The 15,100-nt window shown below is 60.2% G+C and carries 12 protein-coding genes; 8 read left to right on the forward strand and 4 right to left on the reverse strand.

Annotation, left to right across the window (positions count from 1 at the left end; genetic code table 11):
* Positions 1-23: 23 nt before the first annotated feature.
* Entirely contained in the window at positions 24-1,136 is a 1,113-nt protein-coding gene (locus ACMGEZ_RS13225) for an aromatic ring-hydroxylating oxygenase subunit alpha (RefSeq protein WP_436822729.1), read from the forward strand.
* On the opposite strand, the gene ACMGEZ_RS13230 is transcribed toward ACMGEZ_RS13225, so the two are convergent.
* Genes ACMGEZ_RS13230 through ACMGEZ_RS13240 form a run of 3 tightly spaced genes read right to left on the reverse strand, consistent with a single transcriptional unit; the run spans position 1,103 to position 4,596 of the window.
* On the reverse strand, positions 1,103-2,260 hold the full coding sequence (locus ACMGEZ_RS13230; RefSeq protein ID WP_436822730.1) for a DegT/DnrJ/EryC1/StrS family aminotransferase: 1,158 nt from the start codon (positions 2,258-2,260) through the stop codon (positions 1,103-1,105). The genes ACMGEZ_RS13225 and ACMGEZ_RS13230 overlap by 34 nt on opposite strands.
* A 32-nt stretch (positions 2,261-2,292) precedes the next feature.
* Positions 2,293-4,272: an O-linked N-acetylglucosamine transferase, SPINDLY family protein gene (locus ACMGEZ_RS13235; protein WP_436822731.1), complete on the reverse strand. Its 1,980-nt coding sequence runs from the start codon at positions 4,270-4,272 to the stop codon at positions 2,293-2,295.
* A gap of 9 nt (positions 4,273-4,281) precedes the next feature.
* Positions 4,282-4,596 carry a hypothetical protein gene (locus ACMGEZ_RS13240; RefSeq protein WP_436822732.1) on the reverse strand — a complete coding sequence of 105 codons (315 nt, stop codon included), beginning with the start codon at positions 4,594-4,596 and terminating at the stop codon, positions 4,282-4,284.
* 412 nt (positions 4,597-5,008) lie between these two features.
* On the opposite strand from ACMGEZ_RS13240, the gene ACMGEZ_RS13245 reads away from it, so the two are divergent.
* Genes ACMGEZ_RS13245 through ACMGEZ_RS13275 form a run of 7 tightly spaced genes read left to right on the forward strand, consistent with a single transcriptional unit; the run spans position 5,009 to position 14,564 of the window.
* Positions 5,009-5,599: a GspH/FimT family pseudopilin gene (locus tag ACMGEZ_RS13245; protein WP_436822733.1), complete on the forward strand. Its 591-nt coding sequence runs from the start codon at positions 5,009-5,011 to the stop codon at positions 5,597-5,599.
* A gap of 10 nt (positions 5,600-5,609) precedes the next feature.
* Complete coding sequence (gene pilV / locus ACMGEZ_RS13250) at positions 5,610-6,194, forward strand: type IV pilus modification protein PilV (RefSeq protein ID WP_436822734.1); 585 nt, start codon at positions 5,610-5,612, stop codon at positions 6,192-6,194.
* A 12-nt stretch (positions 6,195-6,206) separates the two neighbouring features.
* Complete coding sequence (locus ACMGEZ_RS13255) at positions 6,207-7,103, forward strand: PilW family protein (RefSeq protein WP_436822735.1); 897 nt, start codon at positions 6,207-6,209, stop codon at positions 7,101-7,103.
* The gene (locus tag ACMGEZ_RS13260; protein ID WP_436822736.1) at positions 7,100-7,660 is read left to right on the forward strand and encodes a pilus assembly PilX family protein; all 561 of its coding nucleotides are present in this window, start codon (positions 7,100-7,102) and stop codon (positions 7,658-7,660) included. The genes ACMGEZ_RS13255 and ACMGEZ_RS13260 overlap by 4 nt, the downstream gene beginning before the upstream one ends.
* The gene (locus ACMGEZ_RS13265) at positions 7,657-12,342 is read left to right on the forward strand and encodes a pilus assembly protein (RefSeq protein WP_436822737.1); all 4,686 of its coding nucleotides are present in this window, start codon (positions 7,657-7,659) and stop codon (positions 12,340-12,342) included. The genes ACMGEZ_RS13260 and ACMGEZ_RS13265 overlap by 4 nt, the downstream gene beginning before the upstream one ends.
* A 19-nt stretch (positions 12,343-12,361) precedes the next feature.
* A complete protein-coding gene (locus ACMGEZ_RS13270) occupies positions 12,362-12,799 on the forward strand; it encodes a type IV pilin protein (protein ID WP_436822738.1) in 438 nt (145 codons plus the stop codon).
* A gap of 46 nt (positions 12,800-12,845) precedes the next feature.
* The gene (locus tag ACMGEZ_RS13275) at positions 12,846-14,564 is read left to right on the forward strand and encodes a PglL family O-oligosaccharyltransferase (RefSeq protein ID WP_436822739.1); all 1,719 of its coding nucleotides are present in this window, start codon (positions 12,846-12,848) and stop codon (positions 14,562-14,564) included.
* Between the two features lie 23 nt (positions 14,565-14,587).
* On the opposite strand, the gene moaC is transcribed toward ACMGEZ_RS13275, so the two are convergent.
* A complete protein-coding gene (gene moaC, locus ACMGEZ_RS13280) occupies positions 14,588-15,082 on the reverse strand; it encodes a cyclic pyranopterin monophosphate synthase MoaC (protein WP_436822740.1) in 495 nt (164 codons plus the stop codon).
* Between the last annotated feature and the right edge of the window lie 18 nt (positions 15,083-15,100).

A 15,100-nucleotide genomic window follows, 5' to 3' on the forward strand; every position in this document is an offset into this window, starting at 1 on the left:
CCTCTTTAATCTCGAAGCGCGCCATGAGTGCTCCCCGCATCAAACCGTACCAATACACTAGCGCAGATCATCATGCGGCCGAATTGGACACCTGCTTTCGACGCTCATGGATCTTCGTAGGCCTGCGGCTCCAGCTGCAAGGACTTTCACACCAGGGTGTCAGGGTCGGCAAGACGAATCTCCTGCTGCAATGCGACAGCAAGGGAACGCCCCGCGCTTTTCTGAACGTTTGCTCCCATCGCCAAGCCCAGCTGTGCGAGCACGGACCACACGACGGCCCGGTGCGCTGCCCATATCACGGTTGGGTGTATGACCGGGACGGCGTGCCTGTGGGTATTCCTCAGAAGCAGGCTTTTCCCCACGTGGTGGCGGAGCCTCGCCAGTTCAGGCTGACAGAGTTCGCGTGCGAAGCAGCCGGACAGTTCATCTTTGTTCGGCTTTCCGACGAGGGGCCCTCACTGCAGGACTATCTTGGAAGCCAGTACCGCTTCCTGGTGCGCGCCAGCGAGGGCATGTGCAGCGTGCAGGACGAGTTCCGTCAGGACGTCGCAGCCAACTGGAAGGTGGCCATCGAAAATTCTCTGGAGGGCTACCACGTGCCGGCGGTGCACTCGCGCACGTTTATGCAGGTCGATGGCATGGACAGTACGGAAAGCGCCCCGCGGTTCTTCTTTCAAGACCGCCTTCACAGCCATCTCGAGCACGCCGCAGACCCCGGATGGGTCGCCCGCTTCGCTCGCATGGAATCAAAGATCGGCCAATGGCCTTGGCGCTTCGAGCACTACACGCACCACTTCATCTTCCCGAACCTGACCGTCACTTCATTCATGGGCTACAGCTTTCACGTTCAAAGCTTCGAGCCTACGGCCGCCGATTGCACGACCATCCACTCCCGCACAGTGGGTGTGGAGTTCACCAATGCGACCGCCGCGGGCACCAAAATGATGGAACACATCTACGCAGACGGCCACGCCTTCACGCGCAGGGTTTTCGACGAGGATGGCGGAATTTGCCGGAAGGTCCAAGCCGGACTTCAGTGTGCAGTGCGTACAGCGGTCCTAGGCGAAGGCATCGAAGACCGCGTCAAGCACTTTCATCAAGCCTACGCCCAAGCCGCAGGCCCCGAGACCAACTGAACCTGCGAATCAGAAGACCAAGCTTCCCGTACGAGGCCGATGATTCGCGCTAAATCCTGTGCCGCAAGTGCCGGATAGATTGGTAGACAAAGTATCCTTTGCGCGGCAAGCGTAGCCGCCGGCAGGTTTTCGGCTTGCGCTGACGGCATTCTTCTATACATCGGAAAGCTTGCAATCAAGGGATAGAAGTACCGCCGTGCGTGGATGCCGTTGTCCTTGAGCTTCTGATACAGCGCGTCGCGACTCATCGGATATTCAGGCTCAACCAAGATCGGAAAGTACGAGTAGTTGAAAACCTGGTCACTCTTCCTCTGCGGAAGGCTGATCCCGGGCAGATCGGCGAGCGCGGCGCGGTAGGTTGCGTCGACGCGCTCACGTTGCGCCAGTGCAGCATCAATATGCCCAAGCTGAAGTATGCCAATGGCGGCGTTGATTTCGCTCATCTTGCCATTAATGCCGGCGGCGACTACCGTCGTCTCATTTACGAAGCCAAAATTCTTCAAGTGGTCGATATGCTGCTTTGTCTTGGCGTCCGGGCACACGATGGCGCCCCCCTCGAAGGTGGTGAAAACCTTAGTGGCATGAAAGCTCAGCACCGAAAGATCACCATGGCGTAGCACGCTGCCATCGGCGTCACGAACACCGAAGGCGTGGGCTGCATCGTAGATGACCTTCAGGTTATACCTGTCGGCGATTTCCTGGATCGCTACGACGTCGCATGGGTAACCATAGCAATGCACCGGCATGATGGCGGATGTGCGCGGAGTGATCGCCGCCTCGATCTTCGACGGATCGAGGTTCATCGTTCGAGGGTCGATGTCCACGAAAACAGGTTCGATCCTGTTCCATAGCAGCGAGTGCGCAGTTGCCACAAATGAATATGGCGTGGTAATGACTTCACCCGTCACGCGCAACGCCTGCAGCGCCGTCACCAAGCCCAACGTGCCGTTCGAGAAAAGTGCCAGATGCTTGACGCCTAAATAGTCACACAAGGCACCTTCGAGTTGCTGGTGAAATTTGCCGCCATTGGTCAGCATCTTGCTGGACCATATTTCTTCCAGATACGGTAGAAATTCCTCCAACGGAGGTAGATGAGGCTGCGCGACGTAAATTGGTTGAGTCATATGTTACTGAGGCGCGGTCATTCGGCTGATGTTTACGACTCAACTTCGAGCGGCACTTTCGCCGGATTCTGGCAGTACTCCGCCCAGCATTTTCGCAGCGCACCCTCGAGTGAAGCTGTCACCTGTATCGCCAAGGCACTTGTAACTGACGCCATATTTTCCCTCAAAGCTTGGCGAACGTCGACCAGTTTCTCAGGGTGACTAAAAAAGTAAAGCGCCTTCTCGACGTAGTCTTTTTTAGTGTCGGCGCAAAAATCAGGGAAGCCGAGGCCGTGCATCGCTGCCGCTCCTACTTTGGATAATGCGGTATCTCCATGACGCGCGACAATTGGAACACCCATCCAAAGCGAATGAAAAGTGGTCGTTCCTCCGTTATAGGGAAATGTATCCAGCGCCAAATCAATCCTGTGATGCAACTCCAAATACTCCTTTAGAGAGACCTTCGGTTGAAACATCACTCGACTTTCATCGACACCATGCGCGCGAAATTTTGCAGCAAGCAGATCGGCAAAGTTGGGAGTTGAGTTTCCAATCATCAGCCGGGACCCTGGGCTTCTTCTGAGTATTTCAGCCCACAGCAGAACAATTTCATTTGATATCTTCGAAGGATTATTGAGGCAAGCAAACGTAAATGGGCTACCCTCCAAAACCGGAAGTCCATTGACCGGTGGACTGTCCGGCGAAGGGCTGAAAGTTCCGCTGGAGGGTAGACGAAGGAGCCTCTCCGAATGAAAGATTTCGCTAGTACCAGTAGGATCGAGCGACTCTTCCGTGATCCGAAAATCGATGGCGCTGAGGCCGGTGGACGCCTGGTAGCCCAACCAAGTCATCTGGACCGGAGCAGGCTTGCGCGCAAAAGTGAGCAGGCGATTGCGGCCCGTGTGGCCGGAAAGATCGATCAGAATATCGATTCTGTCGGCGCGAATTTTTTGCGCCAGATCATCGTCGGAAGCTACGGTGCAGTTGGTCCAGTGATCCGCGAGCTTCCTGATTCGCTCAGACACCTCATCGTGAACAGGGTGCGAGTAGTAGCAATAGATCTCAAATTTAAGGCGATCGTGATTCTTGAGGATGGGCTCAATAAAAAAAGCCAGCGAATGATTGCGAAAATCCCCTGAAACGTATCCGATTTTCAACTTTCTTTGAGGCGAAAGATCATTCTCATAACCTCCCCAATTCGCCCTGAGCGGGGTTTCAAATCGGCGGGAGAATTCGAGATGTGCCTCGAATTTCTCCTTCGCTGAAAGCTGCGTGCTGTACTGAATACAGAGCAAATAGTTGCTGAGAACTGGAGCTTCGTCTGGCGCTAGCGAAAATGCCTTTCCTATCGATCCGACAGCCTCTTCGATGCGTCCGATCTGCATCAAAGAGTTGCCCAGATTCGAAAGAAAATGCGGCGAGTCGGGAGCCAGCGCTGCTGCCCTTTGATAGGCAACTACGGCTGCGGCGTAATCTGCACGCTCGGCAAGCAAATTGCCTAGATAGAAATGAAAATCGGCATTCTGTGGATAGTTGAGGATGCCCTCTTCAATAAGGGCCTGGGCGCGATCCGCCTTTCCCTGGTTGAACAACAGAAGACAAAAATCGCAGTAGATCTCTTCGAGGCCAGGTGCAAGAGCGTGGGCGGTGGTCCATGCCGTCTCTGCTGCGCCGATCGCGCCCAACTCGGCATGAGCCTTCCCCAGCATATAAAAGCCGTCTGCACTTTGTGGGTCCAGTGCAGTAGCGGCCAACAACGGGCCGATGGCAGCTTCAAAGTCTCCGAGCTGGACAAGAGCGAAGCCAAGCCCGATGTGACCGGATGGATGAGTGACGTCAGCCGCAATCGATTTCTTGTAGAGATCGGCTGCTTCCGCGAATTTTTGGTCCCGTATCGCGGCGTTTCCCTGCAGCCGGAATGCCGACGCGTCAGATGCAGCCGCCGTCGAGGTTTGAACAGGTTGGCGAGGGGAGACACTGCCGCTGCTGGTGGCTCGGCCTCTCCTCAGATAATTGATGACGGAGCTGAGCATGCTATTTGCCTATTTGCACTTGAGAAGAAGCCACGTTGTGGTCTTCTCGGAGAACTCCTCGTCGTAGCCGTTGTCGAGGAGAGTGAATTTGAATGCACTGCCAAGCTGCGCCTTCGTGTAGATGTTGAGCCGGTGGTGCTTTTTGAACTCCTCCAGCTTTTTTTCCACCAGATTGAATGCTGCGTCATGCCTCTTTTCATGCTTTCTACTTAACTTGGCCTGAGTTTGCTTTTGTGCCTCGTTGAGTGTCCGCTGACTGATAAGCAGCGCCATCTCCGTGCCAAACTTCTTTGCTTCCGTGGCATCGAACCATTTTCCAGGCATGATTTAGTACTAACCCAAGGTCGAAAATAGGCAGCGCGTCAGGTGCCGCCGCGGTGCGGGGAGAGCAGACTCGCTGCTCCTTTCCAGAGATGGCGCAAGCATAGTCGCGTCTTTGAAGAAATACGCGAGCACGGTTCCTGCTTGGGTCGCTGTCCCGGACAAAATTCTCAGTGCGCGTCCGCTTACACGGTTTCTCCGGCTAGATCGCGGCATCGCGTATCAGGAAAATGGCACTGCCCGCGTCCATTGCGCAGCGCGTCTTCGTCCCTTCAGCGTCAGTAAGGCACTCCAAGTGCAAGGTTTACGCAGTGGGGAAGCACAAGCACAGTTTCACTCGCAACGGCCGACGAGCGGCCCCTAGCAGTGGCTGAACGGCGCATGAAATTCTCACACGTCCGTGACAATTCGTCACATGTCTGACGAATCCTCACCCGCCCCCAGCTGCGCGCGTGGCCACGCCAGAGGATTCACGTTGATCGAGCTTCTTGTAACGATCGTGGTTCTGGCCTTGCTGCTTAGCTTGGCACTGCCTGGCATGCGCGACTTCTTGGTGGGCAATCGACTCTCCACGAACGTCAATGGCTTCATCGGCCTAGTCAACTATGCACGCAGCGAGGCCATAGTCCGGAACCAGGATGTGGTGATTTGCCCGAAGAATTCCAGCACGATCGCATGCGTTTCCCAGACCGGCTGGAACACTCTCGAGATCCAGGCTTTTGTGGATGAGAACGGCAATGGCGATCGCGACGCCGCGGAGGTCTTGCTCAAGACCACCGCGGCCGTGGATCCGAGCGATGCCCAAACGGGCTTCGACAGCTCTGCCGCCTCGGGCAAGGTGATTTTCGGCAGCGCAGGGTTCGCCCGTACTGCGGTGTCTTTCAAGATCTACGCCAAGTCATCGGACTCCGACTATCAGGCCCGCTTCGGACGAACGGTCTGCGTCAGCAAGGCCGGTCGCGTTCGCGTAGCCGCCTACACCGTGACGAGCTGCCCCGACTTCTAGGAACGTGGACATGGCCATGAGCATCCCTTACCGCTGCAGATCCCAGCAGGGCGCAACTCTGATTGAGGCGCTCGTTTCCATCCTCATCATGTCGTTCGGGCTGCTCGGCTTGGCAGGTCTGCAGGCCGGTGCCCTCGGGTTCCAGAAGTCGGCATGGTCCACCCATCGCGTCGCCGAATTCACAGGCAACTTCGGCGAACGCGTGCGCGCGAATCCCAAGGCGATCGACGCCGACTATCAGTACACGGCCAACTACGCTACAGGCAAAGCGGCGAGCTTGACCAAGTTGAACTGCCGAACCTCTACGACAGTCTGCACGCCCGCCCAAGTTGCTGCCGACGATCTCGCCGATCTGCTGCAGAAAGCGCAATCCTCATTGCCGCAGGGCTCGATGCAGATCACAGGGACGATAACGAACGGTTTCGTCATCACGGCGCTGTACTTCGACAAGGACTTTCGGAAAGCCGACGGCACCTTGGACACGTCGGCGACCTGCACAGCAACCACGACAGGACTGAACTGGCGCAACTGCTGCCCCGATACAGCGTCGGCTCCGGATGGCGTGCGCTGCCGCCGCTTCACGATCATTCCTTGATCAAGGCTGCGCATGCCAACCCCTCCCTACCCCCGCAGCCGCAACCGCGGCGTCACGCTGATCGAACTGATGGTCGGCATTACGATCGGATTGGTTCTGGTCGTCATTGCCTCGTCCATCTATCTGTACTCGAAGCAGTCCTACAACGCGGTTGCCGAGAACTCGCAAATGGAAGAGAACGGCCGCTTTGCGCTGGACCTGCTCACCAAGTACATCCAGAGCGCCGGGTTTGCCATGGTCGATCCGACGGCACCAGGGCCCCAATTGCCGCTGGAAGACAAGCTAGCAGGTTGCGAATTCGGCTACACCAATGCGACTGCGCCGACGACGCTTGCCAACCTTGGGTGCCGCACCGCAACTCCGACAGGGGAGCGGAAGTCCGCTTCCATCTTCTCCCGGTATGAGACGGACCAGTTCGCATCGTCGACCGGCAAGCAGCAGGGCTATGGCTGCACTAACGAGGCAGCGGCCAGCAAGCAGGTGAGCGGCGTGCAGACCTACGAGGTTCGTTCTTATTTCTTCGTCTCGTATGTCACCGCTCAAACGCCCTCCGGCACCAAGTCGATGGGACAGTTGAGCTGCGTTTCTGACAGCACCGCTATTGTCGATGGCGTCCTCGGCACCGTGGCCCTGCAGGTACAGCCGCTGGTCCCGGGCATCGAGCAGATCTACGTCGGCTACATCTCCGCGGCTGGCAAGCTCAGCACGACGCCCCCCACGACGGCCGCTGCATGGAAAGATGTTGCGGCCATCGAGCTGTGCGTGCTCGCGAGAACGGTGCAGGCATCAGGCAACGACACCACCGCCCAATTCACCGATTGCTATGGAACGGCCATCACTGCCGGGCCATCCGAAAGTTATCGCGCCCTTCGTACCACGGTTGCGCTGCGAAACACCGCCACGCTATGAACATGTCAAGCTCTTCGATTCGCCCGCCAGTCGGCGGCCCATCGAGCCAGCGCGGCATCTCGCTCTTCATGGTCATGATCTTCCTGGTCATCCTGAGCGTGATCGGCGTGACGGCTATTCAAAGCTCGACCTTCTCCGCCCGCATCGCCGGCAATGAGGCCGACCGCACCTTGGCCTTCCAGGCCGCCGAGTCCGCGCTGCGTGATGCCGAGAAGGACATCAATGGCTCGTGCGTGGCCGCCAATTGCCGCAGCACGCCCATCTCGCCGGAAACGGCGGACATCTTCAACGCGACCTGCGCACTCGGCCTGTGCCTGCCCAACAGCACTGCGCCCGTCTGGGAGACCAAGGCCAACTGGACGACCTCTGGCCGGGCGGCAAGCTACGGAACCTATACAGGGGCCACGGCCTTGCCCGTGGTCTCCCAGCAGCCCCAATACCTCATTGAGTACTTCAAGCTCGGTGAAACGTTTATCTACCGCGTTACCGCCGTTGGGTACGGCGCCAACAGCTCGACCCAGGTCATGCTGCAAACCTCTGTGAAGGCATTGAAATGATCGCCCGAAAATTTCAGTCGTTGAGCCGCTGGACAGGCGCACTTCTGCTCGCAGCAAGCGCCCTGATCGCAACGTCGACGCAGGCGGTCAACCTCACTCCGCTGCCCCCGTATCTCACAGAGACCAAGGGTTCTCCGATGGTGATGCTCAATCTGTCGCGCGACCATCAGCTTTCCTATAAGGCCTATAACGAGTTCTCCGATCTCGACGGCGACGGAACGATAGAAACGCAGTACAGCCACGCCTACAGCTATTACGGCTATTTCGACAACGAACGCTGCTACACCTACAGCACCGCAGCCAATACCTACGTACCCTCGCGGAAAGTGAATTCGACAACGCGTTACTGCAACTACGGCGGCGCGATCGTCAATGAGTGGAGTGGCAACTTTCTGAACTGGGCAACGATGACCCGGATGGACGTGGTTCGACGCATCCTCTACGGCGGCACGCGGAGCACGGACAGCGACACTTCGACGGTCCTCGAGCGCGCGCATCTGCCGACCGACGCTCATGCGTTCGCGAAGTACTACAACAATACCGACATCGCTCAGCTGACCCCCTTCTCGGGAACCAACGAGATCACGATCTGCAATGCGACGTTCCGCAACGGCACATCGAACCGCTACTCACACGACCCTGTGGGACCGCCGGCCATGCTGGTCGCGAACGGCAACTTCTCCTTGTGGAATTCGAATGAGCGTTGGCAATGCTACTGGTCAGAAGACAAGGGTGCGAGTAACGGAAATAACTCCACCATCACGGGCCTGAGTGCAGCTGGCAGCAACCCATCTCGTGCGAACGATGGTCTCGGCACGGGCGTTGAAAAAGGCACCTACACAGTCAGGATCGAAGTCTGCAAGACTGGGCTCGATGGCGCGGCGGCAGGCGTTGCCTCCTTCACTAAGGACGAGAGCAGCAGGTGCAAGCTTTATCCGTCTGGGGTGTACAAGCCCGTTGGCTTGCTGCAGAAGTACGGAGAGCGCAACGAAGCAGCGTTCGGCTTGATCACGGGGAGCTACACCAAGAATATCTCCGGGGGCGTGTTGCGCAAGAACGTTTCATCCTTCGCGCCCGAGGTGAACGTCGACACCGGGCAGTTCAATGCGGTCAACGGCATTGTCTCGACGATGAACAAGCTGCGGATCTACGGCTATGACTATGCGGATGGAACGTACACAGCCGGTGGTGTCGACAACTGCAATTTCGGCTTGATCGGTCTGACGGAAGGGCAATGCGGAAGCTGGGGCAATCCGATCGGCGAGATGTATCTCGAGTCTCTTCGTTACCTGGCAGGAGCGTCGGCGGCGACAGCGGCCTTCAATACCACTGATGGCAAGGATGCCGCGCTGGGATTGACTGTCGCCACGTGGTCCGATCCTTTTGCACCATCAACGGTGGCCGCGTTCGGCGATCGCACTTGCCGGCGCTCGAGCGTGATCAACTTCAACGCCAGCGTCAGTTCCTACGACAATGACCAATGGGCCAGCGCCAGTGGCGTCGCTGGCCTTACGGAGGCGATCGTCACCTCACGGACAAACGACATCGGCACTGCGGAAGGCCTCTACGCAACAGGCAAGAAATGGTCGATCGGCCGGACGGCGACAAACACCAACAATCTCTGCAACGACAAGTCGATGAGTGCGCTGGCAACCAGCGTCGGAATTTGTCCCGAGGCGCCAACAGGTTACGGTGGATTCAAGATGGTAGGCGCAGCCCTGTACGCGCATACCAATCGCATCAGGACGGACATCACCGCGCCCACCTCCAACACGCGAGCTTTCAAGGTAGATACCTATGGCGTCGCGCTCGCGACTTCAACTCCTCGTATCAAGGTTCCAGTGCCCAACCAGGCGGGCAAGTACGTCGTCATCCAACCAGCCATGCGATTGTTCTCCGGGACCGGTGGCGGCGGCGCGCTAGTCGATTTTCGGGTCGTTTCACAGACGCCCACCTACGGCAAGTTCATAGTTCAATGGGAAGACTCCGAACAAGGTGGCGACTACGACCAGGACATGTGGGGCACCCTCGAATACTCCGTCAGCGCCAGTGGCAACATCAGCGTCAGCACCTATGCAGCCTTCCAGTCAACACCCCACATCCTGGGCTTTGGCTATGCGATTGCGGGCACCAACGGTAAGGACGGCGTTCACTTCCACTCCGGGATTAACGACGCCGATTTCGTCGATCCGGTGAGCATTGGTGGGCTGGTCACGCCTGCTGCCAACGTCAATGCGACCGGCGGCTGCAACAACTGCAACTCCCAGCAGGCGAAGACGACAGCCGTGTACGGCATGACGGGCGTTACCGGCGAGGCGCTGCAGGATCCGATGTGGTATGCAGCCAAGTACGGCGGGTTCGATCGCACGGTGGTGCCCAGCTACACCTCCGGCTCGGTCTTGCCGGCCGCTGCATGGGATTCAAAGAAGTCCGATGGTTCCGTGGGCAGCGACGGCATTCCTGACAACTACTTCTATGCGATCGACCCCGCCGAGCTCGAACGCTCGCTGAACAACATTTTCTCCACCATCCTGCGCGCAGGCGGTGCGGCGCCCGCGGCCGCCACTACATCACGCACCCAGGCTGGCGGCTATGTGTATTCCAGCACGCACAGCATCAAGGCGAAGGTGGTTGGTGACGATGTCGACGCAGACGCCAGCGGTCAGTTCTTGCGCTACAGCTTTGCCAGTGACGGGACCGTCAACACCACTTCCGATTGGGACGCCGGTGCGCGCCTGACGGTGGACACCGGCGGTTCCGGCTGGAACACCACTCGCAAGGTTCTCTCGCTGTCCCCAACCGCACCCATCGCCTTCCGTTGGGCCGATCTGTCGACGGCTCAGAAGACAGCGCTGAGCACGAATCCGTCCACCGGCGTTGCGCTCGATCCTCTGAGCACTGCAGGCATCACTGCCGGCACCAATCGGCTGAACTGGTTACGTGGGGATAGCAGCAACGAAACAACTTCAGGCGGTTTGAGAATCCGGCCCACGACCGTGCTCGGCGCCATCATCAATTCGACCCCGTGGTACGTTGGCGCACCGGCGGCCGGATATACCAACGCGCAATACGGCGGTGGTTATGGCGACTTCCGAACCACCATCACCACCGCGAACGGCGGCAACGCTCGGACCGCCGTCTTTGTAGGTGCCAATGATGGCATGCTGCATGCATTCGATGGTGCCACCGGCCGGGAGCTCTTTGCCTACGTCCCGCGCGCCTTGTATACGACCAGCACGGCGGCGCCCTATTCAAAACTTGCGGCCATCACCGCCAAGGACTTCAACCTGGGCGAGAGCACGAACCGCCTGACTGTGGACGGTAGCGTGATGGCGGCCGACATCAAGCTGGGGACGACGTGGTCGACCTACCTCTTCGGCACGTTCGGCCGCGGCGCACGGGGCGTGTACGCGCTCGACGTGACCAAGCCCCACCTGGTATCCGAGGCGAGCCCCAGCGACGTGGTCAAGTGGGAGTTCACCGAGGCCGCGGACAGCGACATGGGCTACATCACCGGGCGCTCCAACGGTCGCTCGAACGGGCAGCCGTTCCAGACGGGCTACATGGCAAATGGCAAGTGGGCCGCGATCTACGGCAACGGCTACAACAGCACGAACGGGAGGGCCGCGCTGTTCATCATCTTTGCGAACGGCCCTACGTCGCCTTCATCGACCACGTGGACCGCCGGAACGCAATACGTCAAGATCCTGACGCCTGTGGTAACCGGAGATGGCGCCGACAACGGGCTGGCATCTCCCACGGCCATCGACACCAACAACGATGGCGTCATCGATCGGATCTATGCGGGGGACTTGAAGGGCAATGTCTGGAAATTCGACGTCAGCAGCGCCGATCCGGCCAACTGGAAGGTGTTCAACACAACTGCCGGTGTAGGCGTCCCACTCTACAAGGCAACCACCTTGGTCGGCACGACCACTGTGCCGCAGCCAATCACGACGCCGATCGTGCCCTTCCCGCATCCGTCAGGCGGCTACCAGCTGTTCTTCGCGACGGGCAAGGCGCTGGAGAGCACCGACTATCCCATGTCGTCCGTCTACACGAACACGATGTACGCCATCTACGACAAGCCGGGGACGACATCGACCTTGACGACCGGCAAGACGGAGCTCGTGCAGCAGACCATCACCTTCGCTGATGGTGTTCGGTACATCACCAGCAACCCCGTCTCTTACGCCAGTGGAAGGCTCGGTTGGTATGCAAACCTTCCGGTAAGTTCGGAAGGCGTCATCTTCAATCCGTTTGCGGAAGACACGGCCCGGGTCAACGTGCGCTCGCTGGCCCCCTCGGCCACGTCTGACGGCTGCCGCTATGACGGCACATCGTTCGACATGGTGCTCAATCCCATCACGGGGACAGCGATCGACCAGGCAGTGCCTGGTGTGACCACGACCGGCGCCATCGGCATGAGCAACCTGAACTACTTCGAAGGATCGGGCGGTGGGCAGCTCCGGGTACCAGCATCATCCGGCGGAGGGGGCAGTGGCGGTGGCGGTGGCGGCGGGAGCGGTGGCGGTGGCGGTAGCCCTCCACCCCTCTGCCAGGGTCTTTGCCTCTTCCGCTCGATCATCTCTGCTGGGGACGGGACGCTCAAGACGGTGGAACGCTGCGGAGCCTGTACCAGTGGGCGCCTGACCTGGCGCGAAATCTTCCGGAATCGCTGAGGTTGCAATGAATGCATGTATGAAAAAGCGCAAGCTGCCGAGAGGCTTCACGCTGATCGAACTGATGATCGTCGTGGCGGTGGTTGCGGTGCTCGCGGCTATCGCAATCCCGTCTTATCGGGACTACATCCGGCGATCCCAGCGAGCCGAGGCGCGGGCAGAGGTGCTGAGGGCGGAGGGCTGGCTGGAACGCTTCTATACGGAAAACAATCGCTACAGCAACAACGCGGCAAACAACGCGAACACGGCGTTCTCCAGCATCTTCACGGGCGTCCCCGCGGGGACCACCACGCGGTACACCATCACGCTCACGATCCAGAATGCGGGCGCGGGCTACACCATCACTGCAGCGCCTACGACCACGGGTCCGCTGAATGGGGATCCGTGCGGTTCATATACCAAGACCAATTCGGGTACTTTGGCCTATAGCGGCACCGGCTCGAGGTGTCTCAACTGAAGTTGCGCGAAGAGGGCTCGTGGACAGGCCGGCAAAATGCCGGCAGATGATCGTCTACCGGACAGTTTCCTATAGCTCCGCGGCGTCCGAGACGCGCACCAAGGCACTGCCATTGCTCGCGGCCCTGCCAGTCGCCACGCCGTTTCTCTTCCCATTTGCGGCCGGCCCTTCAGCAAACGTCTGGCAACTGCTTGCCTCAGGGGCCTGCGTGGCGTTGCTTCTGCTGTTGGTGCCGGCGCGATGGCCCGGGCGCCTGCTGCTCCTGTGGCTGGCTGCTGGGGTCGTTGCTATCGCCCTAGCCAACCACAGTGGACTCGGAGCGTGGTTGCCGGCCTGCGCGGGGCTGGGGATCATTGCCCTAGCTGCTGGCGTAGGTACCGGCCTCTCTCGCCCGGCCACTAATGCTCGGCCGGTCGCCATCGCCTACGCCCTCCTCGCCGCCGGCCTTCTCAGTGCGGTGCTCGGCCTCCTCCAGTACTACGGCCTCGCTGCACCCCTGTTCCCCTGGACCACCGTCCCAGACCTCGGTCAAGCCTACGGCAACCTCCGCCAGCGCAACCAGTTCGCCACCTTGATCAGCATGGCGCTCATCGCGACGCTTTGGCTGCACGCCAACAGCAGCAGCCGCGCCCGCCTCGCACTAGTCCCGGCCGCCGCCCTCTTGCTTCTCGCCCTTGCCGCCTCAACATCCCGCACCGGCCTGCTCCAGCTACTGCTGATCAGCACCATCTCCGCTTGGCTCGCCTGGCGCGAAAGGCGGCCTTATCAAGAAGAGAAGGAAAGCTCAACAGACGCTCGCCTGCCGCCCCCTTGGTCCCTGCTCGCGCTCATCCCCGCCTACTTCTTCGCCGCCTGGCTGCTCCCCCTGCTCGCAGGCTCAGGCGTCGAAGGCATGATGCACCGCCTGCGCGACGGCGCGCCCGCCGCGCACAGCCGCCTCCTGCTCTGGCGCAACGTGCTCGAGCTGATCGCCCAGCGTCCCTGGACAGGCTGGGGCTGGGGCGAGCTGAGCTTCGCCCACTACAGCACGCTCTACCAAGGCCCGCGCTTCGTCGAGATCCTGGACAACGCGCACAACCTGCCGCTCCACCTGGCGGTCGAGCTGGGCATCCCGGCGGCGGTCCTGATCTGCGGCGGCTTCGGGTGGCTGGTGCTGGCCGCGCGGCCGTGGCGCGAGTCCGATCCCGCAAGGCTGATGGCATGGGGCCTGCTCGCCGCGATCGTGCTTCACAGCCTGCTCGAATACCCGCTGTGGTACGGCCCGTTCCAGCTCGTCTTCGGCCTGTGCCTGGGCTTCCTGTGGCCCTCATCGCCGAAGAAGACTGTCGCCTCTCCGGAAGGTCGGCCGGTCTTCGCGCCCTCGCTGGCCGCTGCGCTGGCCCTGATGGCGATCGTCGCCTACGCCGCCTGGGACTACACCCGCGTCAGCCAGCTCTATCTGGCCCGCGAAGAGCGCGTGCCGGCCTGGCGGGACGACACGCTGGCCAAGGTGCAGGACTCCTGGCTCTTCGCCAACCAGGTGAAGTTCGCCGAGCTCGCGCTGATGCCGGTCACGACGGCCAATGCAGGCGAGGTGCATGCCCTGGCGCAGCGCCTTGTTCATTTCTCGCCGGAGCCGCGCGTGATCGTCAAGCTCATCGACAGCGCCATGCTGCTGGGCCGCGAGGTGGAGGCCTCCGAGCAGGCCACGCGCTTCAGGATCGCCTTTCCCGACGAGTACGCGCGCTGGCTCGCCAGGGAGGCGATGGACGATCCGTCGGAGTAGGGCGCCTCGGCGCCTCAGGCGCCTCAGCCCTTCGCGGGGCGCGATGCCATGTAGCTCCCCGACTTGCCCCCGTGCTTTTCAAGCAGGCGCACGCCGTTGATGGTCATCCCGCGGTCTACCGCCTTGCACATGTCGTAGATGGTGAGCAGCGCCACCTGCACGGCGGTCAGGGCTTCCATCTCGACGCCGGTGGGTCCGACGGTCTCGACGGTGGCGGTGCACGCCACCTGCGGCGTGCCGCCCTCGGCAAGCGCGAACGCCACGGCGACCCGCGTGAGCGGCAGCGGATGGCACAAGGGGATGAGGTCGCTGGTCTTCTTGGCCGCCTGGATGCCCGCGATGCGCGCGATACCCAGCACGTCGCCCTTCGTCGCGGTGCCCGATTCGATCAGCGCCAGCGTTGCCGCTTGCATCTCGATACGGCCGGTGGCGATGGCAATCCGGTGGGTGGCCGGCTTGGCGGCCACGTCGACCATGTGGGCCTGTCCCTGGGCATCAAAATGGGTGAGAGAACTCATGCTTGAACGTTCGGCGGA

The organism is Variovorax stachyos (assembly GCF_051400855.1).
Classification (GTDB): Bacteria; Pseudomonadota; Gammaproteobacteria; order Burkholderiales; family Burkholderiaceae_C; genus Variovorax.

Bases quoted from the DNA above. Each gene is read 5' to 3' on its own strand.
- ACMGEZ_RS13225 (WP_436822729.1), top strand. From the start codon at position 24: ATGAGTGCTCCCCGCATCAAACCGTACCAATACACTAGCGCAGATCAT.
- ACMGEZ_RS13230 (WP_436822730.1), bottom strand. From the start codon at position 2,260: ATGACTCAACCAATTTACGTCGCGCAGCCTCATCTACCTCCGTTGGAG.
- ACMGEZ_RS13235 (WP_436822731.1), bottom strand. From the start codon at position 4,272: ATGCTCAGCTCCGTCATCAATTATCTGAGGAGAGGCCGAGCCACCAGC.
- ACMGEZ_RS13240 (WP_436822732.1), bottom strand. From the start codon at position 4,596: ATGCCTGGAAAATGGTTCGATGCCACGGAAGCAAAGAAGTTTGGCACG.
- ACMGEZ_RS13245 (WP_436822733.1), top strand. From the start codon at position 5,009: ATGTCTGACGAATCCTCACCCGCCCCCAGCTGCGCGCGTGGCCACGCC.
- pilV (WP_436822734.1), top strand. From the start codon at position 5,610: ATGGCCATGAGCATCCCTTACCGCTGCAGATCCCAGCAGGGCGCAACT.
- ACMGEZ_RS13255 (WP_436822735.1), top strand. From the start codon at position 6,207: ATGCCAACCCCTCCCTACCCCCGCAGCCGCAACCGCGGCGTCACGCTG.
- ACMGEZ_RS13260 (WP_436822736.1), top strand. From the start codon at position 7,100: ATGAACATGTCAAGCTCTTCGATTCGCCCGCCAGTCGGCGGCCCATCG.
- ACMGEZ_RS13265 (WP_436822737.1), top strand. From the start codon at position 7,657: ATGATCGCCCGAAAATTTCAGTCGTTGAGCCGCTGGACAGGCGCACTT.
- ACMGEZ_RS13270 (WP_436822738.1), top strand. From the start codon at position 12,362: ATGAAAAAGCGCAAGCTGCCGAGAGGCTTCACGCTGATCGAACTGATG.
- ACMGEZ_RS13275 (WP_436822739.1), top strand. From the start codon at position 12,846: ATGATCGTCTACCGGACAGTTTCCTATAGCTCCGCGGCGTCCGAGACG.
- moaC (WP_436822740.1), bottom strand. From the start codon at position 15,082: ATGAGTTCTCTCACCCATTTTGATGCCCAGGGACAGGCCCACATGGTC.